Here is a 19,022-nt window from a genome sequence, read left to right as displayed (position 1 = left end):
CCCTACAATTGCGCCCCGTGCAAGAGATTTTGAATATTGCGGCTTACAAATTCGTAGCCATCGACGACAGCCCCGTGCTGCGTGAAGACCTGCGCGAGCGCGCCCAGGCTCTGGGCCTCATGGGCACCATCCTGCTGGCGCCCGAGGGCATCAACCTGTTCCTGGCGGGCCTTCCCGACGCCATCCGAAGCTTTGTGGCGGACCTCCGCACCGATTCGCGCTTTGCCGACCTTGAAACCAAGGAAAGCTGGTCCGCCGCGCAGCCCTTCCGCCGCATGCTGGTGAAGCTCAAGCGCGAGATCATCCGCATGGACCACCCGGCCATCCAGCCGTCCGCTGGGCGAGCGCCGGGCGTGGACGCCCCCACCCTCAAGCGCTGGCTCGACCAGGGGCACGACGACGAAGGCCGCGAAATCGCGCTGCTCGACACGCGCAATGCCTTCGAGGTCGACGAAGGCACCTTCGACGGTGCGATCGACTGGCGCATCACCAAGTTCACCGAATTCCCGCCCGCGCTGAAGGCGCATCGCGCCGACTTTGAAGGCAAGACGGTGGTGAGCTTCTGCACCGGCGGCATCCGCTGCGAAAAGGCGGCCATCCTGATGCGCGAGGAAGGCGTCGAGAACGTGCTGCAGCTCGAAGGCGGCATCCTGAAGTATTTCGAAGAGGTCGGCGGCGCGCACTACCACGGCGACTGCTTCGTGTTCGACGGCCGGCGTGCGCTGGCGCCCGACCTGAGCGCACGCGCGGCCGATGCCAGCGCGCGCGCCTCCGAAGATCCCGACCTGGCGCTAAAGCACTGAACCCCGCGGCGCGGGGCGTTCTTTACCGCGGGCGCGTCAGACTGGTGTGGTGCCCACGTCAGGCTCGCGCACGCCAAAAGGCTTGCCCGGCAGCGGAATGAATTCGGTCTCGCCGGGCACGTGGCCCATGCGCTGTGCGGCCCAGTCGGAGCCGGCTTCGAGGATGCGTTCGCGTCGGCTGGAGACGAAATTCCAGGTGATGTACCGCGGGCCATCGAGCGGCTCGCCGCCAATCACCATCAGGCGCACGGCGGTCGTCGAGCTGAGCACCGCGCCCTGGCCGTCCGGCAGCACCGCCATTGTGTGCACGGGAATCGGCTCGCCGTTGACGCTCGCATCGGCATCGACGGCATAGACCGCAAGCTCGGGCGCCAGCGCGGGCAACTCGAAGCGGCCACCCGCGGGCAGCGCGATGTCGACGTAGATCGTCTGCGACAGCGTCTTGACCGGCGAGCGCTTTCCGAAAGCTTCGCCCACCAGCACCCGCACCGCCACGCCCTGCTCCACCAGCTCCGGAATGGCACTGGCCGGCGTGTGCTCGAAGCTCGGCTCGGTTTCTTCATGCACCTGCGGCAAGGCAGCCCAGAGCTGCAGGCCGTGGTTCACGTAGGTGTCGGTCTTGAGACGCTCGGGCTTGCGCTCGGAGTGCACGATGCCGCGGCCCGCCGTCATCCAGTTGATGGCGCCAGGCAGGATCTCCTGCACGCTGCCAAGGCTGTCACGATGCATCATCGCGCCTTCGAAAAGGTAGGTGACGGTGGAAAGGCCGATATGCGGATGCGGCCGCACGTCGTGCTCGGCGCCGGGCTGCTCGGTGGCCGGCCCGAAGTGGTCGAAGAAGACGAAGGGCCCGACCGAACGGCGGTTCGCCGCCGGCAACAGGCGCCGCACCTTGAAGCCACCGCCCAGGTCCTTGTCGTGCGGTTGAAGCAGTTGGGTCTGTGCGGTGGTGTCGGTCATCGTGCGCTCCGTTGTTTATTTGTCAGCTTCGTCACTGTCTTTTCGTGGGACACCGTGGAACCGGCTTTGCCGGGCCACTGGTGTCGCCCCCTGGAAGGGGGTTGGCGAAAGCGACACGAAGTGCGCGAAGACTGGGGGTAAGTTCTAGACTCGTGATCTTGCCACTTCGGCGATGCGTTCTCCAAACGCGCGTGCGGTGTCGAGGTCGCCCTTGAACATCTCGGCCGGGCTCGCGTCCGAAGGCGATTGCGTCAGCAGGCCGCCGTAGCCGCCCACGTAGTTCATCGAGTCGCGCGTGGCCGCCTTGTTGTTGGTCGGCAGGATGCCCATGCTGACCCAGAGGCCGCTGTGCTGCATCGCAAGCGTCCACAGGTAGCCGATGGTCGCGACCTTGTCGCCGTTCATGGTGGCGCTGTTGGTAAAGCCCGCGAAGAGCTTGTCCTTCCAGCCCTGCGTGTACCAGACCTTGGACGAGGCATCGGCAAATTTCTTGAACTGCCAGCTCACGCCGCCCATGTAGGTCGGCGAGCCGAAGATGATCGCGTCGGCCGCGGCCAGCGTCTCCCAGCCGCCTTGGGGCAGGTTGCCATCGGCATCGATAGCGAGCAGTTGCGCGTCCGCACCATCGGCCACGGCTTGCGCCACGCGCTGGGTGTGGCCGTAACCGGAATGGAAGACGACGACGATGTTTGCCATTGGATGAATCTCCTGGGTGGACGCGATGGTCACTGTGCGAAGCCTTGGGGATCAGCTTACTTCTTGTCGATGCTGAAACGGCCGGCACCGAAGGCCACGAAAGCGAGCAGTCCACCGGCGACGGCAATGTTCTTGAAGAACATCAGCTGGTTCACGAAGGCCTTGTCGGCGGGCATGTTCCAGTAGTTGTGGAACAGCACCGATGCCACCACGGTGAAGATTGCCAGCACCACGGCCGACAGGCGCGTCTTGAAGCCGACGAGCAGCATCAAGCCCAGGCCCAGCTCCACGATGATGGCAATGACCGCCGCGACCTGCGGCAGCGGCGCGCCGACGGACGAGATATACCCGACCGTCCCGGCAAAGCCCATGAGCTTGCTGAAGCCTGCCGGTACGAACAAGAGTGCCAGCAGTACGCGGCCGACGAGGGACAGAGTGTCCTGTGCCGCATTGGGGGTGTTGGCTGCGGCTGCGTTGAAAGTGGTGGTTGCCATGATGAAGTAACTCCTTGGTTGTCGATTGATTGAATGAAAGAACGGGGAAAGCAAGACAGATGCCGGGCGGCGCGCGCCCGGCACGGGGATCAGGCGGCCAGGTCGAACACCAGCACTTCGGCGTCCTTGCCGGCGCCGAGCGTGAGCTGCGATTCGCCTTCGAGCATCGCGGCGTCTCCGCCTGCGAGCTTCTGGCCATTGACTTCGAGTTCGCCGCGCACCAGGTGCACGTAGCTCTTGCGCTTGGGATCGAGCGCCAGGCTGGCCTTCTCGTCGCCGTCGAGCAAGCCCGCGAAAAGACGCGCATCGGCATGCACGGTCACCGAACCGTCGGCCCCGTCGGGCGAGGCCACCAGGCGGAGCTTGCCGCGCTTCTCAGCGTCGCTGAATTTCTTCTGCTCATAGCCAGGCGCGATGCCGCGCACGTTCGGCTCGATCCAGATCTGCAGAAAGTGCGTGGTCTCGTCGGCCTTGTGGTTGAACTCGCTGTGCATCACGCCGCGGCCCGCGCTCATGCGCTGCACGTCGCCGGGCGGAATGGATTCCACATTGCCCATGCTGTCCTTGTGCGCCAGTTCGCCCGAGAGCACGTAGCTGATGATCTCCATGTCCTTGTGGCCATGGGTGCCGAAACCGGCGCCGGCGGCCACGCGGTCTTCGTTGATCACCCGCAGGTTGCCGAAACCCATGTAGGCGGGATCGTAATAACCGGCGAAAGAAAAGCTGTGGAACGAGCGCAGCCAGCCGTGGTCGGCATAACCGCGTTCCTGTGATTTACGGACTTGCAACATCGTCGAACTCCTTGGCCCTGCCCCGAGGGGATGCTCGGGCCTTCTTCGTATGCCGCGCCGGATGCGCAGCGGATGTGAAGAACTTTAGGCCCGCACCCCGGCTGAAAAAGCGCCGGGTTTTGATGGCATCATTCAAATTTTTTGATCAGTCAAACGACCACGGAACCGCCATGCCCAGCGCCAGAGACGTACTGACCCCCGACGCGCTCGCGATGCTGCAGACCGTGGCCAGCACCGGCAGCTTTGCGGGCGCGGCGCGTGAGCTCAACCTGGTGCCCAGCGCGCTCAGCTACCGCGTGCGCCAGATCGAGGACGCGCTCGACGTGCTGCTGTTCGACCGCAGCACGCGCCAGGCCCGCATCACCGAAGCCGGTGCCGAACTGCTGCGCGAGTCAACGCGGCTGCTGGGCGAGATCGATGCGGTCGCCAACCGCGTGAAGCGCGTGGCCACCGGCTGGGAGCCAATGCTCACCATTGCGGTCGACAGCGTGATCGCACGCGATCCGCTGCTCGACCTGGCCACCGCCTTCTTCGCGCTTGACCCGCCCACGCGGCTCAAGCTGCGCGACGAAACCCTGCTCGGCACCATCGAGGCGCTGACCAGCGGCGAGGCCGACCTGGCCGTGGGCGCCGTGCTCGACGCGGCAAGCCTGGCCTTCACCGCTACCGGCATTCGCAGCCGGCCGATCGGCGAGCTGTGTTTCGTCTATGCCGTGGCCCCGCACCATCCGCTGGCGCGCCTGCCCGAGCCGTTGACCGATGCGGTACTGCGCCAGCACCGCGCGGTGGCGGCCGCAGATTCCGTACGCAGCGGGCCGGGGATGACGGTCAACCTCGTCGGAGGACAAGACGTGCTCACGGTGCCGAGCATGCATGCCAAGCTGGCGGCGCAACTGCACGGCCTGGGCGGCGGCTTTCTGCCCGAGCCCATGGCGCGGCCTTACATCGAGGCCGGCCACCTGGTCGAACGCAAGACCGAACGCCAGCCGCCTCTCGCGACCATGCACTGCGCGTGGCGCGTGCGCAGCGCAGGCGGGCCCGGCCGCGCGCTCGAATGGTGGCTCGCGCAATTCGAGCACGAGGCCACGCGGCGCGCGCTGCTGGAGCGGCACCGGGGGCGCTGAGCCCAGCCGCCCCGGAACGCCTCTCTCAGACCGTTGTAGAGTCCGGACACATCCATCGTCTCCCCCGCACAAGAAAAGAACCCTCATGACCACTCGCGCAACCGCAAAGACGGCAAAGGCAGCAAAGGCGGCCGACCGCCACCGAACGCCCGCCACTCCACGCCACTACGCCGTCGTCGGCGCCGGCATTGCCGGCGTGGCCTGCGCCCGAACCCTGGTGCAAGCCGGCCACAAGGTCACGGTGTTCGAACGCGAAGCCGCGCCCGGCGGGCGCATGGCGAGCGTCGACACCGCCTTTGGCCGCTTCGACAGCGGCGCGCAGTACTTCACCGTGCGCGATCCCCGCTTTGCGCTGGCGCTCGAAGCCACGCCTAGTCTCTGCCGCCCATGGAGCGCCAACCTCGTGCGCGTGCTCGATGCGCATGGCCGCGTGGCCGAGGCGGCCCTGCCCGGCCGCGAATCGCACTGGGTGGCCCAGCCCGGCATGGATGCGCTGGTGAGCCACTGGGCTGCACCGCTCGGCGACAGCCTCGTCGCCAACACGCAGGTCACGCAGATCGAACCGGATGCGCTCGACCCCAAGCGCTGGCAGCTGCGCACCGCGGGCCAGGACGATTCGCAGCACGTGTACTCGGGCTTCGACGGCGTACTGCTGGCCGTGCCGCCTTCGCGCACGCGCGTGCTGCTGGGCGACGGCAAGCTCTCCGCCTCCGTCAGCCAGAAGATCGAGCCGGTGCGCATCGCGCCGTGCTGGACGCTGATGATCGCCTTCCCCCAGGCCAACCAGCCCACCATGTCGCACCTGGGCCCGCAATGGAATGCCGCGCGCAGCACCCACCACCGCGTGGCGTGGCTCGCGCGCGAGTCGTCCAAGCCCGGCCGCGAACGCATCGAGCGCTGGACGCTGCAGGCCAGCGCCGCGTGGTCGCAGGAACACCTGCGCGACGATGCCGCACGCGTCCAGGCCAAGCTGCTGCGTGCCTTCGCCGAGATCACCGGTATCCATGCCGCGCCCACGCATGCCGAGGCGCGCTGCTGGACCGAAGCCCAGACCCAGGTTCCCGTTGGCAAAAGCCACCTCTGGGACGCCAAGGCACGCATTGGCGTGGCCGGCGACTGGTGCACCGGGCACCGCGTGGAAGACGCGTTCCTTTCGGGCCTTTCACTGGCGCTGGCAGCGGCCTGATCCAACCAGGGATGCGGGAGACCGGCCGCTTCGCGCCCTCGCCCACCGGCCCGCTGCATGCCGGCTCGCTGGTGGCCGCACTTGCGAGCTGGCTCGACGTGCGCGCCCGCGGTCCGCAAGCGCGCTGGCTGATCCGCATCGAAGACGCCGACACCGAACGCTGCCTGCCCGGCATGGGCGAACACATCCTCCGGCAACTGGCCGACTGCAGCCTGCTGCCCGATGAAACGCCGGTGTGGCAGACGGGGCGCACCAAGCGCTATGACGCGGCGCTTGCCAGGCTGCAAGCCCTCGGCCTTGCCTACCCCTGCGGCTGTTCGCGCAAGGACATCGACGAGGCGCTGGCGCGCCTTGGCCGGCCGCACACGCGCCACGGAGAGCGCGTCTATCCCGGCACCTGCCGCAACGGCCTGCACGGCAAGCCCGCGCGGGCCTGGCGCTTTGCCACCGAGAAGTTCGAATCTGCCCAGCCGGCGCTGCCGGACGGTGAACTCTGCTGGACCGACCGCCGCCTCGGCCGCCAGTGCCAGCACGTCAGCCGCGAGGTCGGCGACTTCGTGCTGCGCCGTGCCGACGGCCCCTGGGCATACCAGCTCGCAGTGGTGGTCGACGATGCGGAACAGGACGTGACCGACGTCGTGCGCGGCGAAGACCTGGCCGACAACACCGCCCGCCAGATCCTGCTGCAACGCGCGCTCGGGCTGCCCACGCCCAGCTACCTGCACACACCGCTGGTGCGCGGCACCGACGGCGACAAGCTCTCCAAGCAGAACGGCGCCACCTCCATCGATACCGCGACGCCCGAAGCCGCGTTGAACTCGCTCGACGCCGCCGCTCGCGTGCTCGGCCTGGGCGCTGCGCAGGGGGGCACGTGTGCCGCGGCATTGGCCGGCTGGGTGCCCGAATGGCGCGATCTCTACAATTCGCGGCCGTAATGACCTCTTCCGACACCGTGCCCCACGACCTTCCACCCAGCGACGACGACAACAAGCCGCACCCGCTGCACCGCCGCCTCAAGAGCTTCGTGAAGCGCGCCGGCCGTACCACCGACGGACAGGCGCGCGCCTTTGCCGAGCTCGGTCCGCTGTTTCTCATTCCCTACAAGCCCGAGCCGCTCGACCTCACCGCCGCTTTCGGCGGCCGCGCCGCGCCGACCGTGCTCGAAATCGGCTTTGGCATGGGCGAGGCCACCGCGCACATCGCCACGGTGATGCCCGAGACCAACTTTCTCTGCTGCGAAGTGCACGAGCCCGGCGTGGGTGCACTGCTCAAGCGCATCGGCGAGCAGTCGATCACCAACATCCGCATCTGCGCGCACGATGCGGTGGACGTGCTCGACCATATGCTGAAGCCCGATTCGCTGGGCGGCGTGCACGTGTTCTTTCCCGATCCGTGGCACAAGAAGCGCCACAACAAGCGGCGGTTGATCCAGCCCGAGTTCGTGAAGAAGCTTGCCGGGCATCTGCGGCCGGGCGGCTACATCCATTGCGCCACCGACTGGCAACCCTATGCCGAGCAGATGCTCGAGGTGCTGTCCGCAGAGCCGCTGCTGCGCAACACGGCCGAAGACTACGCGCCCAAGCCGGGCTACCGGCCGCTGACCAAGTTCGAGAATCGCGGTCTCAAGCTGGGCCACGGGGTCTGGGACCTGGTGTTTCAGCGCGCCTGAGTGGCCGCCGTGTTCGCCAGCAGCCGCGGCTACCCTTCACCCGCGTTTTCGCGCTCTACGCCCGGGGAGCATTGAGCGACCACACCGGCGAGCGGTGTGCGGATACTGGGCATCAGCGCGGCCAACGCGTTGGCGCTGCGTCAAGCGTTGCCCTGAACGCGCATGTAGAGGTTCATGTCATTGCGATGTTCCTCGGCCAGCCGACCATGCTCGGCGAGGACGTCATCCATTCGCTCCATGGACAATTCCGCGTAAGTAACGGCTACCTGGTCTCGGATCATTGAAGCCATCCGGTGCAAGGCATGGGCAAACAGTCGCAACGCAATAGCCTCGACATACAGGGCATCCGATGCGCACCGAGCGGTACGGTATGCATGTGCAGCTTTGCGTTCCTCCTGTGAGCCACGCTCGCATTGCAGAAAGTTCATCAGTTCCTGTGCGGTGGTCTGTTCCGCGTTGGTAGCGGCCGCCAACACGGGGTGTACCCACTCGCCCATCCCTACCGCATCCGCACGTGCGCCAAGAGGTGGCCAAGCCGGCGCGCCCGCGTACCAGGGCGACTGAGCGCAATCCGACGCCAGTTGCTCGACCCGTTGACGAGCCTCCTTGTTCTCCGGCGCCACAGCCTGCCAGGCGGCAAAGCGCGTGCGTTGCGCGTCGAGAAGATTGCGCAAAGCGCCTGTCAACCTATCCCCACCCGGGTCGTCCAGCAAGTACACGATGTTCACGGCCAGATGAATCGCGTCCTGGGCCAGCGCCTGCGCACCGAAATCATGTTCCTGGAGTAGCGCGGATATTGCGACCGCATGCAGGTCTGCCAGTGCATTCAGCCCGTACCAGGCATAGAGATTGGTAGCGCTTCCCTGACTAACCTGGAGTTGTCCGACGCCGTGTGAGAGTTCTGTTTGACTGCGCTGCATGACCGGGAGGTGGCGGCGCAGTGCGTGCAGGCTGCTCGCCCACACCTCGTTTTGCGCCATGCGGCGCTTTTCTTTTTCGTTCATTGATTGCCCTTGTCGACGTGTCTCTTGGCGTGGGTTGCAGCATGTTCTTGGCGCTTTGGTCGCCGGTTTCACAGCATCGCCGCCCCGCCCAGCGCCGGCCCCTGCTGCTGGTTGGCTTGCGCGGCGTTCTGTGCCTGAGATTGGGCGCGATCGATCGCGCGCTGCTGGTCGAACTGCTGCACGTCCTGCATGGTCTGCTGCACTGTGCGCAAAGGCTGCGTGGCTTCAAGAGCGGCGTACTGGCCGAGCAACGAGGTCGACTTGAACAGAACCGTTCCGTTAATGCCGTGGACGTCGCCCAGATCGTCGGGCTTCCTGATGTTCGACATGTAGCAGGCAGCCGTCGCCTGTGCCACCCATCTCGGAGACGTACCCTCGGGAAGCACCTCTTTGAGGGTGTTGTACAGCGCATGCTGGGGATGACTCGGGTCGCTGAATTCGCGCAGCAACGGGCGGCTCGCATCAGCCACGGCAGTGGCTGATATCTGCTTGCGGTGCGTGCCAGCCTCCAAATCTTGCCGGGTGTCGCGGCCTTGCGCGAGTTGCGTCGTCCCAGGCTGACCGCGCTGATCCCTCTCATCGCGCTCATCACGCCGCGCCAGGCCGTCGTGTCCGCGCTCTGCGGCCATCTGCGCCATCTGCTGGTGCATCTGGGCCAATTCGGCCTGCGCCGCAACTGCCAGGGCCTGTGCCGCAGCCGCCTGGGCTTGCGCCGCCGCAATGGCTGCGGCATCGCCTTGAGGGTTCGAGTGCACCGGGGCAGCCATTGAGGCGTGGGTTGTCGGCGAGTGCATCGCCTCGGCACCAGCGGCCGGCCGCGCAGGGCTGACATGCGCCTGTGCCACAGGCGCCACCACAGGCGCTCCCCGGGTCGGCGCCGGCGCCTGCACTTCGGGTGCGGATGACAAGGACTGTTTCTGCACAGGCGCCTCCTCCAGCAAACGCCTTGGCGAATGGTCCTGTGCGCGTTCCTGCACGCGCTCCTGCGTGCGTTCCACCGAGGGCTGTGGCAGCTTGGGATCATTCTTGAACCGTTCCCTGTCCTGCGCCTGCGCAATCCCCAGGCTGCGCATCAGGGCCTGCTCCTGCGCCTGGTGCATCCGGTGCAACGGGCTGCCTTTGGCCCGGTGGATTTCATCGAGCTTGCCCACCGCCTGCAACGAACCCGCAGAAAGTTGCTCGGATTCGTCGCGGCGCCTGTGCGCCTCGGCAAAGCTCATGCCGCCGGGCGTGGGCACGACGCGCGATTCATGCGTGGTGATGCGCTCGATCTGCTGAGGTGTCAGATGGCCGCTCGCGGGCTGCGGCTGTGCAGGCACCTGCTGGCGCGTGGCATTGGGCTCCTCGCGCACATGGCCATGGATGGCGTTGGTGACGGCTGCCGATGCCAATGCGGGCGTCTCCGTTCGCGCAGGTGCGTTCTGCGACTGCCGCTGCGGCGCTGATTGCTGCAGCGCTTGCGGCTGTTGCTGCTGCACCGCCTCATAGGTCTGCGCTATGAACCGCGCCCCCTGCTGCGCATTGGCCTCACGCGCTTGCTGCTGTGTCTGCAGCAGGCGCGCCGCTTCCTGCGCATTCGGCTGCACTGTCACGTCGCGCGCGACCGCACCGTCGCCTTCCGGCACGTAAGTGCGCTCGGTGCGCTCAAAGCCTTTGGCTGTGGCGTCCCATACCTTGCCCGTGGCCGGGTCCTTGATGTGTGTTTCGCTCGACATGTTCAGTGCCTTGGCGGCGAACTCGGGCAACGTTCCGCTCTTGTCCCAACCCCGGCCGTAATAGTCCATCACGTAGGCCTTGGCGACGATCTGCGGGTAGTGGTCGTTGGCGCTTTGGCGCTGGGCGGCGATCTGGCTGAGTTGCGCGCTGGTGGCGGCATCGGCGGTGATGGTCTTGACGGGCGGCACGGACAGCGCCATCGGCGGCATGCCCGGCTTGCCGTCCAAGCCACCGCCCGGTCGCCGCATGGCATCGGACATGCGTGTGCTCATGTCGCGCGCAAAGGCTTCGGCATCGTAGGCCGGGTTGGTCACGGTGGCTGTCCACTGGCCTTTGCCGTCGCCGTGCCACGCAGTCTGCTTGCCTTGCGCATCGGCCAACGTGATGTTCCTGGTGTCCAGCACCTGCGGTTTGGCCACCGCCAGCGAGGTGACGGCCGTCGAGCGCTTGTATTCGAGGGCCTCGAGCTGGCTGGCCGGCGCCGGAGCGCTGCCGCGCATCCAGCCTTGCGCGGTGTGGGTGTAGGTGATGCCGTCGCTGCCGCTTTGGTGGTTGACCTTGTGCTGGGTGTGGGCCTTGGCGATGTAATCGCCACCCACGGCGCCGATGGCGCCGCCGACCAAGCCGGTGGCGAGTGCCCCGGGACCGCTCCAGGAGCCTGTCGCGGCACCGTAGGCGGCACCTGCCGCGAAACCGCCGGCCAGGCCCAGGGTGGCGCTCTCCATGTACTCGCGCAGCAGAGCGTCGGCGGCGTATTGGTTGCCTTGGGATTGCAGGGCGGTGTATTGCTCGCGGGTGCTGACCGCACCGTAGGCCATCAGGACGCCGCCACCCGCACCGCCGATTTTGGTGAAGGTTTTGAAACCCGAAGTGGCGCCGATGGCGGCATCGGCAGCGCCCAGGCGCGTGAGGCGGGTGCCCAAGGACCTGGCAGGTGCATGTCCAAGTTGCTCGGTGGCGATCGTCTCGGAGCGGGCGCGCAGTCGCTGGATCTCCTGGATCTCTTCTACGCCGGCAGCGCGGCCCGGACGGATGACGTTGCGGGTGATTTTGTCGAAGTTCTTGAGATGCTCATCCCATTGCGCAGGCGTGAGAGGCTTGCTGCGCTCGCCGGCCAAGGCGTCACGGGCTGCAGGCGCATGTTCCCATTGGCCGTTTTTGAGTTCGTTTTGATAAATGGCCTTGCCGTTGCGGTCGTAGATGCCGACGCGGTCGGCCAGCTTGCGGGCTTCGATGAGTTCGACGCTGTCCAGAACACCCTTGTAGGCGGAGTCGTGACCATCCTGGGGGACCCAGCGGCCGTAATCGTTCTTTTTATCTGACTCATATCGACTGTGCACGCTTTGCCAACTGGTGCGCTCATTGGTGGCGACCACGCGCACGTCGGTGGTGTAGCCGGCGGATTTGTATTGCTGCAACCGCGTCGCGGCATTCTCCGGGGTGCGCAGCGTGCCTTCGAGAATTACGTTGAGCTTGTGCTCTCGTGCGTACTTTTCGAGCTTTTCGGCCCAGATGCCGGCGTCCTCGTGGGTGAAGGTCGATGAGGTGCGGTCGTTGGCAATGTTCAACTTCTCGAACGCCGGATGGTGTTCCCGAAAATCGTCCGGTGAAATCTTGAGAGCACCGCCCTGATGCGTCAATTCGCGTTCGACACCACCCATCGTGCGGCTTTTTCCGGCCCCAGGCTGGCCGCCGATGATGACCATTTTGGGGTGTTCGACTGGATGAACGCGAGACCCGATATCTTTTAACTTTTCCGGAAGAATCTCTTCACGAAAAATCCGCTCGTTCTCCGCCGCCAAGAGTCGATAGGGATTAGAACCAGCCATGGAGGACTCCCTTGTTTCGCACATAAAGGAAGATTTGATTAAGGGTAACGTACTTCAAATCAATCGCTTGAACGGCATCATTGTCATCAATGTCGATTGAATTGAATTCGCGGTAAGCCATTACTCGCAGATCCATTAATCTGTTCTTGCGATCTTTATCTGGGAAGGTTAGTTTTTCTTCTTCATATCCTTCGGAGATAGACCGAGCCTTCCATGCCTTAACCGGGCCTTCCGCATTTTCATAGTTGTCGACAGCATCATCCGAGCGATCTTCTTCAATCAACTTCGCGATCTTCTTTATTTCCCTGCTGCTCAGATCAAATTCCTCATGAATCTGATCCAGCGTAAAGCTGCCGCCATTGTCTTTGGCGAGATTCAAAATCCGATCCCAGTAATCTCTCTCGGAGGCGGGGGGGTGATTCACGTGTTGTTCTCTTTCGAAGTGGTCATTTCAGAAAATATCGAGCATGACATGCGCCTATGACATTGCACTTCAACTGGCAATGCTGCAAATGGCGCTTGTCGAGGCATTATTTGATGTCTTTTGATTGCGTATAACGCTCAATTGGTGGATGCCTCCATTAATTTTTGCATGCACCTTTGATGTGCCTAATCAATCTCGTGTTCCCAGCATGAGTGTTCGCCAGAGCTTGGCAATATTTGCTGATTTTCCATTTTTTGCAAAATCCAATAATGAAGAAAATGCCTTGCATTGCTCCTGCGGTGGTGTTTTTTCATCAAGAGCATTTAGAAAATCTTTCTTTTTAAAAATGCCGCTGGATTTTTCTATTTCAGTTAAATATGAAAGGAGCTCTTTTGATGTAAAGGTCAATTTTGCATTGCGCCCATTTTTGAGTCCGCTGACACCGCTCGCAAGTAAGTTGCCTTCGGCATTTTGAAGATCTGAACGCATCTCGCTTGATAAATTCAAATTGGCGAACTTCGCATTGATCAAAGAGTCGCAATTGGCTGCATCTAATTTGCTGAGAAATTCAATTCTCTGCCTAGCAAATTCTGCAACAACTTCATCATCTGCAAATGGCAAATACTTGCCTGTCTTGGCGAAAAGAAGTCCCAGGAGCGGCTCCACATCATCGGCGTCTTTGAAATTATTGGACGACTTAATTATTGCATGTAGCTCGCTGCGAAATTGCGGGTCAACTTCAAGTAGCAGTTTATAGGTTGCGTTTTTATTTTCCAGTGCGATAATTGTTGCTTCTGCTAGCTCATCGGCTGATTTGGGCTGCGTAGCGATAATTAAAGGCATCTCCCCGACAGTGACGGGGCCGGAATAAATAGAACGACTCATAAAAAACGCACTCGCTATCCCAGTAAGGATGGCTATCAGTACCTTCGAGACTGGCTTGGCATCGCTGCTTGTAACATTTTGGGCTGAATTTGAAGGTTCTTCTGCACCTTCTTCCCATGATTTTTTATTCGACTCGTGATGCTCCGTGGGATGCATCGCGCGGCTTGCCAAATGGAGTGCCCACACGACAATGCAAGATCCAATAATGGCGCCCGCGTACCTGAATACGACGCGCATCAGAACCGATTGGCCGCCTATATAATTTTCTTGATCAAAAAGAAAATTGACTCTTTGGGATGTGGTCCATATTTCAAATAAAAGCATCGCTGCGATTGCAATCGTCGCGCCGAAATTGACTGGGTTTTCTATTTTTTTCATGACCATATTCTTCCGATGAAATAATGCAGTTCACGCTGGAATTGATGCCCGTGCGCACCCCAATCCACTCGTATCTTGTCGATCTGCTTAAGACCGTACTTTTCAACGTCCTTGGGGCTCAATGCTGTTTGGAGTGGAACTTGGCCTCACACTCGGTTTGAGTGATGTCATCCAGCGCAAAACTACTCACCGATGGCTGCCTGCCGGGTGCCATCGTCTTGATCTCCGCCGGCGCCATACTCGCCCGCTCCTTGAAAATCTTGTCCTTGAAGAACCAGTTCTTGTTGGCCCGGATGGGCTTGCAGCCTTCATAGAAGATCAATTCCTCGTCGGCGGGCAGTTCCTTGATCTCCTGCGGGAGAAACAGGGCCCGGCGCTCTTCGGTGTAGTTGGTCGAGACCTGGTTGGAGCCGCCGCCTCGGCTGGTGCTGCGGTGCTCCTTGCGGATGGTCTTGTAGCCCAGCATTTCGCTGTATTCAGCCGCATCGCTTTGCTCGCGTGGCGCAAACACGATCTGTGCGCCATGGTTGGTGATGAAGTTCTGTGCGTCGTTGTCGCCGTAGGCCGAGCGGAGCTGCGCGCGGCTTTGCACGATGCACAGGTCGCGCACACCGTAGCTGGCCGAGATCGAGATGCGCTTGGCCCACACATCCACGCGCCCCATGGCGGTGAATTCGTCCATCAGCATGAGCATCTGGTATTTCAGATCCGGCTCGTCACCCAGTTGCTTGGTGAGGTTGTTGCCAATCACGCTGCTGAAGAAGATGTTCAGCAGCTTGCCGCTTTCATCGAGCTTGTTGGTCGGGATATCGACGTACAGCGTGATCGGGCGTTTGCGGATGGCGGTAATGTCGAAGTCAGTCGCGTTGGTGGCGGCGGCCAGCACCGGACTGAGGAACTGCTGCAGTGGCGCCTGCATGGTGGCAATCACCGAGGAGAAGGTTTGCTCGGCCAGGCCGGCGAGGTTGCCAAAGACGGTGCGCGTTTGCGCGCTGATGAAGCCGAACTGTTGCGGGTTGTTCAATATCTCCTTCAGCAATGCCAAAGTGCCCTGACCCTCGGCGCCGCTGGACAGGCGCAGGATGCGTTCAAGACTGGGGAAGTTCTCGCTGGTGTTGGGGTCCTGGGCGCGCCCGAGAATCCGACTCCAGTTGTCCCACACCTCGAACATATATGAGGCGAAGGCGGTGAAGGCGGCGCGGCTCTGGCTCGTCCAGAAAGGGTCTTTGCCAGGCTCGTCCGGGTAAAGAATGGCGGCGATGGTCTGGATTTCGCCGATGCGCTTGCCCGCATCCATGCCCACCAGCAGGGTGAAGGCGTTGAAACGATGGGTCTTTCCCTGGTCGTCATAGGGGGCCCACACGTAGATGGTGTGACCCTGTGTCTCGCGCCAGCCGCTGGTGGCTTTGCGCAGTTCGCCTTTGAGGTCGAGCACGACCATCGAGTGCAAATACGACAACAGTACCGGGATGGCGATGCTGGTGGTCTTGCCTGAACGGGTCGGACTGACCGTGATGACGTGCTGAGCGCCGCCCAGCCACAGGTACTGGCCTTTGTACTTGCCGATGAGGATGCTTTGCGGGGTCTGCTTGAGCAGGCCGGCTTTCTTGAGATCGGAAAGTTCTGCGAAGCTGGCGTCCCCGTGCAGGGATTCGGCCTTGGCCCGAAAGAGCGGGATGAGCAATGCGGCCCAGCCCAGCAGTGGCACGCCGAAGCCTATGGCGCCGCTGAGCCTGATCTTGGTAGCGTAGGGTGCGTACTGCGGCAGGTTTGCCGCCTGAATATATTGCCACCACGTGTTCCAGGTCAGCGGTGCATTTCGCAGATCGAGGATGAGCAGAACAAGGTAATTGGAGAGAAACCAGCCACCTGCCAAGACCCCCAAAAGTGTCACCAACGCGAAAAGTACCTTGCTTTTGTTCATATCCTGCGCCATCTCCCTTTTAATAAGGAAATGCTTATACAAGGCAGGGCAGCATCAGCAGGTTGTGCAATAGGTCGCCGCACATAAGACTGCGGCGCAGTTGCCAAATTCTTCACGCATTCGAGGTGCCTGCGATCTGGTGGGCACCCATAAAGGCCGGAGCAATGAGGTTGAAGCTGACATGGCTGCAACCGGGCACGCTCACCAAGCGCATGGAAAACACGACGGACTGAGCCCTCCGGCCTTGAGGCCGGCGCTTCTTCAGGGCCTCAGGGCCTTCGGTCCAAGGCTGCCCGCAGCTCGGTTGCAAGCTGCTGCGCGTGCACGGCGGAGCCGACATTGGTGAAGCCCATCAGCAATCCTTCGCCCCGGAAAGCCTTTGTGCCTCGCCGTGACAGCGGCTGGCAGTTCAGCCCCGCAAGCTGCGCACGACGCGCCAGTTCCTCGTCGCTTTCGCCGCGCCGGTCGAAGCGCGCGATGAGGTGCATGCCGCCGCTCTGCAGATCGATGCGCACGTCTTCGCCAAAGGACTTTCGCAAGGCGGCCGCGAGCATCGCGCGACGGCGCGCATAGAGCAGGCGCATCTTCTTGAGATGCCGGGAGAAGTGGCCTTCGCGCATGAAGTCGGCCACCACGGCCTGCGTGATCTGCGGGCTTCCGTTGGACCACGTCGCCGCGGCTTCGCCGAAGGCATCGCGCAGTGAGTCGGGCGTCACCACGTAGCCCAACGCAAGGCCGGGATACAGCACCTTAGAGAAGCTGCCGGCATACAGCACGCGATCGTGCCCGTCGAGGCTTTTGAGCGCGGGGAGCGGTGGGCCGGCGTAGCGGTATTCGCCGTCATAGTCGTCCTCGACGATCCAGGCCTTTGCCCCGGAGGCCCAGTCGAGCAGTTGCAGCCGGCGCGCGAGCGACATCGAGACCCCCAACGGCGCCTGGTGCGAAGGCGTGACGATGGCCATCTTCGCCGTTGCTGCCTTGCGCATGCCGCGCGCAACGTCCATGCCTTCGTGGTCCACCGGGACGGGCACGGGGAGCTGGCCGGCGCCGCGCAGCACTTCGTGGGTTGGCGTGTAGCCCGGGTCTTCCACCCAAACGCGATCGTCCTTCGCAAGCAGCGTGTGCGAGATGAGCGCGAGGGATGCGCGGTAGCCGCCGGTCACGAAGACCTGCGACGGATGGCACGAGACGCCGCGCGACACCCGCAGATAGGCCGCAATGGCCGCGCGCAGCGCCGGGTGACCTGACGGGTCGCCATAGAACATGTCGGCCGCTGTCGTCGCCCTCACGCGCCGCGCAGCCAGGCGCGCCCAGAGCTTGCGCGGAAAGGCGTCGAGCGCCGGAATGCCCAGCTGCAATGGGAGCGGCGGGGCGGGTTCGGCAAGCGCCTCGCCGAAGGCCGCCGCCCCGCCTCGTTGAGGCCCGCGGCGCGCCGGCCGTCGCACGGGAAGCGAAGGGGAAACCACCGTGCCCGCCTGGCCCTGCGGAGAGAAATAGCCTTCGCCGGAAAGCTGGGTGTAGGCCGTCTCGATGGTGCCCCGCGCCACGCCCAGTTCGCTTGCCAGGCTGCGTGCGGACGCCACGCGATCGCCCGGGCGAAGCACCCCAAGTTCGATGGCCGCCCTGAAGCGCTCGTAAACCTGCCGGTACAGCGGGGCAGGCGCCGCGCGGTCGATCTCCAGGTCGGCGGCGGAAAAGGACTTCTTTTGAATCATGGCCTATTCATTTTGACGAATCTTGGCTCTTTCGAGTGTGGCATCGAGCACCTAAGCTGAAACCGTGGAGCAGCCAATCAGAGGAAAGGACATGCGATGAGCGAGAAGATATTCGTGGCGGGCGCGGCCGGTGCCATTGGCAGCATGCTGGTCCCGCTGTTGATCGACACGGGCTACACCGTGTATGGAAGCACCCGGCGCGCCGAGCGCGCGCATGCGCTGGAGGCGCGCGGCGCGCTGCCGGTGGTCGTCGACGTATTCGATGCCGAAGCTCTGCGAGTGGCACTGAAGCGCATTGCGCCGACGGCCGTGATCCACCAGCTCACCGACCTGCCGCCCGACCTCGATCCCAAGCTGATGGCCGATGCCGCCCATCGCAATGCTCGCGTGCGCACCGAAGGCACGCGAAACCTCGTGGCCGCTGCGCTGGCCGCCGGCAGCCGCCGGCTGGTGGCGCAGAGCATCGCCTGGATGTACGCACCGGGTCCGCTGCCCCACGTCGAAGAACACGCGCTCGATCTCGAGGCCGAAGGCCCCCGCCGCGTCAGCGTGGATGGGGTGGCTGCGCTCGAGCGCAGCGTGCTCGCCGCCGCGGGCCTCACGGCCACGGTGCTGCGCTACGGGCAGTTCTACGGGCCGGGCACATGGAATGCCGGCCCCAAGGGCACATGTCCCGTCCACGTGGAGGCCGCGGCTTGGGCGGCGGTGCTGGCGCTGCGGCATGCCGAAGGCGGCGGCATCTTCAACATCGCCGAGGACAGTCCCGACGTCAGCAGCGAAAAGGCGAAGCGCGAACTCGGTTGGCACGCATCGCTGCGGCTGCGCCAGCGGGAGCGGCAGCGCCAGGGAGTGGCATCGTGAAGCCGGCCCGGCTTCATCGCATCCCGCTGGGGAGCGGGATCGCGGCGCTTTCGCTCGTGCTGGCCGCAGGCTGGGCGCTGATGCCCAACGGCAACCGGCAGGAAGCGGCGCAATGGTTCGCCGACGTGTGCAGCAGCGTGGCCCGACCGATGTTCTCTTCCGCCCCGGCGCCCGCGGGCTCGGGCGCCGATGCCAGGCCCGCGATTTCATCCAAGGTTCTCTCTTGCGAATCGCTGCCCAACGTGCCGGGAAAGTCGGTCACCACGGTTCTCGTCGACTTTCCGCCGCTCGCCTATTCGCCGGCCCATCGGCATCCGGGCTCGGTGACCGCGATCATTCTCGAAGGCACGATCCGCTCCCAGTTGGGCGGCGGGCCGGTGGGCACCTACAAGACCGGCGAGACCTTCTTCGAGCCGCCACGCACGCTGCATATGTTTGCGGAAAACCCCGATCCCGTGCGTCCCGCCAAGCTGGTGGCCGTGTTCGTCACCGACGAGAACTGCGGACCGCTGGTGCTACCGCCTGACGCGGATTGAGAGGACACGTAAACCCACCTTCTCCGC

17 protein-coding genes are annotated in these 19,022 nt (G+C 63.7%); 7 read left to right on the top strand and 10 right to left on the bottom strand.

The window, feature by feature from the left end; genetic code table 11:
* The first annotated feature begins 17 nt into the window (after positions 1–17).
* A complete protein-coding gene (locus ASC78_RS21605; RefSeq protein WP_055806062.1) occupies positions 18–803 on the top strand; it encodes a sulfurtransferase in 786 nt (261 codons plus the stop codon).
* 36 nt (positions 804–839) lie between these two features.
* On the opposite strand, the gene ASC78_RS21600 is transcribed toward ASC78_RS21605, so the two are convergent.
* The 4 genes from ASC78_RS21600 to ASC78_RS21585 all read right to left on the bottom strand — a co-directional run bounded on the left by ASC78_RS21600 (position 840) and on the right by ASC78_RS21585 (position 3,744).
* Complete coding sequence (locus tag ASC78_RS21600; RefSeq protein WP_055806059.1) at positions 840–1,763, bottom strand: pirin family protein; 924 nt, start codon at positions 1,761–1,763, stop codon at positions 840–842.
* A gap of 144 nt (positions 1,764–1,907) precedes the next feature.
* Entirely contained in the window at positions 1,908–2,459 is a 552-nt protein-coding gene (locus tag ASC78_RS21595; RefSeq protein WP_055806056.1) for a flavodoxin family protein, read from the bottom strand.
* A 56-nt stretch (positions 2,460–2,515) separates the two neighbouring features.
* Positions 2,516–2,953, bottom strand: coding sequence for a DoxX family protein (locus tag ASC78_RS21590; RefSeq protein WP_055806053.1), 438 nt, complete (start codon positions 2,951–2,953; stop codon positions 2,516–2,518).
* Positions 2,954–3,042: 89 nt separating this feature from the next.
* Entirely contained in the window at positions 3,043–3,744 is a 702-nt protein-coding gene (locus ASC78_RS21585) for a pirin family protein (protein WP_055806050.1), read from the bottom strand.
* A gap of 170 nt (positions 3,745–3,914) precedes the next feature.
* Here ASC78_RS21585 and ASC78_RS21580 point away from each other — a divergent pair, with 170 nt between their 5' ends.
* The 4 genes from ASC78_RS21580 to trmB all read left to right on the top strand — a co-directional run bounded on the left by ASC78_RS21580 (position 3,915) and on the right by trmB (position 7,723).
* Complete coding sequence (locus ASC78_RS21580; protein ID WP_055806744.1) at positions 3,915–4,868, top strand: LysR family transcriptional regulator; 954 nt, start codon at positions 3,915–3,917, stop codon at positions 4,866–4,868.
* Between the two features lie 85 nt (positions 4,869–4,953).
* Positions 4,954–6,054, top strand: a complete 1,101-nt coding sequence (locus ASC78_RS21575) for an NAD(P)/FAD-dependent oxidoreductase (RefSeq protein ID WP_055806047.1) — start codon at positions 4,954–4,956, stop codon at positions 6,052–6,054.
* Between the two features lie 11 nt (positions 6,055–6,065).
* Entirely contained in the window at positions 6,066–6,989 is a 924-nt protein-coding gene (gene gluQRS, locus ASC78_RS21570) for a tRNA glutamyl-Q(34) synthetase GluQRS (RefSeq protein WP_055806042.1), read from the top strand.
* On the top strand, positions 6,989–7,723 hold the full coding sequence (gene trmB, locus ASC78_RS21565; protein WP_055806040.1) for a tRNA (guanosine(46)-N7)-methyltransferase TrmB: 735 nt from the start codon (positions 6,989–6,991) through the stop codon (positions 7,721–7,723). The genes gluQRS and trmB overlap by 1 nt, the downstream gene beginning before the upstream one ends.
* Before the next feature lie 140 nt (positions 7,724–7,863).
* Here the strand turns inward: trmB and ASC78_RS21560 are convergent, their stop codons facing one another.
* The 6 genes from ASC78_RS21560 to pdxR all read right to left on the bottom strand — a co-directional run bounded on the left by ASC78_RS21560 (position 7,864) and on the right by pdxR (position 17,598).
* Positions 7,864–8,727 (bottom strand): hypothetical protein, encoded by an 864-nt coding sequence (locus ASC78_RS21560; RefSeq protein WP_157634507.1) that lies wholly within the window; start codon positions 8,725–8,727, stop codon positions 7,864–7,866.
* A 68-nt stretch (positions 8,728–8,795) separates the two neighbouring features.
* Entirely contained in the window at positions 8,796–12,245 is a 3,450-nt protein-coding gene (locus ASC78_RS21555; protein ID WP_162246111.1) for a zeta toxin family protein, read from the bottom strand.
* A 13-nt stretch (positions 12,246–12,258) separates the two neighbouring features.
* Positions 12,259–12,696, bottom strand: coding sequence for a hypothetical protein (locus ASC78_RS21550; protein WP_055806031.1), 438 nt, complete (start codon positions 12,694–12,696; stop codon positions 12,259–12,261).
* A gap of 189 nt (positions 12,697–12,885) precedes the next feature.
* Positions 12,886–13,959, bottom strand: a complete 1,074-nt coding sequence (locus ASC78_RS27555) for a hypothetical protein (protein WP_157634506.1) — start codon at positions 13,957–13,959, stop codon at positions 12,886–12,888.
* A 118-nt stretch (positions 13,960–14,077) separates the two neighbouring features.
* A complete protein-coding gene (locus ASC78_RS21545; protein WP_082517620.1) occupies positions 14,078–15,883 on the bottom strand; it encodes a type IV secretory system conjugative DNA transfer family protein in 1,806 nt (601 codons plus the stop codon).
* Positions 15,884–16,152: 269 nt separating this feature from the next.
* Positions 16,153–17,598, bottom strand: coding sequence for a MocR-like pyridoxine biosynthesis transcription factor PdxR (gene pdxR, locus ASC78_RS21540; protein WP_055806028.1), 1,446 nt, complete (start codon positions 17,596–17,598; stop codon positions 16,153–16,155).
* A 96-nt stretch (positions 17,599–17,694) separates the two neighbouring features.
* Between pdxR and ASC78_RS21535 the strand changes: the two genes are divergently transcribed.
* Both ASC78_RS21535 and ASC78_RS21530 read left to right on the top strand, forming a co-directional pair.
* Complete coding sequence (locus ASC78_RS21535; protein WP_055806025.1) at positions 17,695–18,459, top strand: NAD-dependent epimerase/dehydratase family protein; 765 nt, start codon at positions 17,695–17,697, stop codon at positions 18,457–18,459.
* Positions 18,456–18,995, top strand: coding sequence for a cupin domain-containing protein (locus ASC78_RS21530; RefSeq protein WP_055806022.1), 540 nt, complete (start codon positions 18,456–18,458; stop codon positions 18,993–18,995). The genes ASC78_RS21535 and ASC78_RS21530 overlap by 4 nt, the downstream gene beginning before the upstream one ends.
* The last annotated feature ends 27 nt before the right edge of the window (positions 18,996–19,022 follow it).

The organism is Variovorax sp. Root318D1, assembly GCF_001424835.1.
GTDB lineage: Bacteria > Pseudomonadota > Gammaproteobacteria > Burkholderiales > Burkholderiaceae_C > Variovorax.
This window is presented reverse-complemented; position numbering and strand designations above follow the sequence as displayed.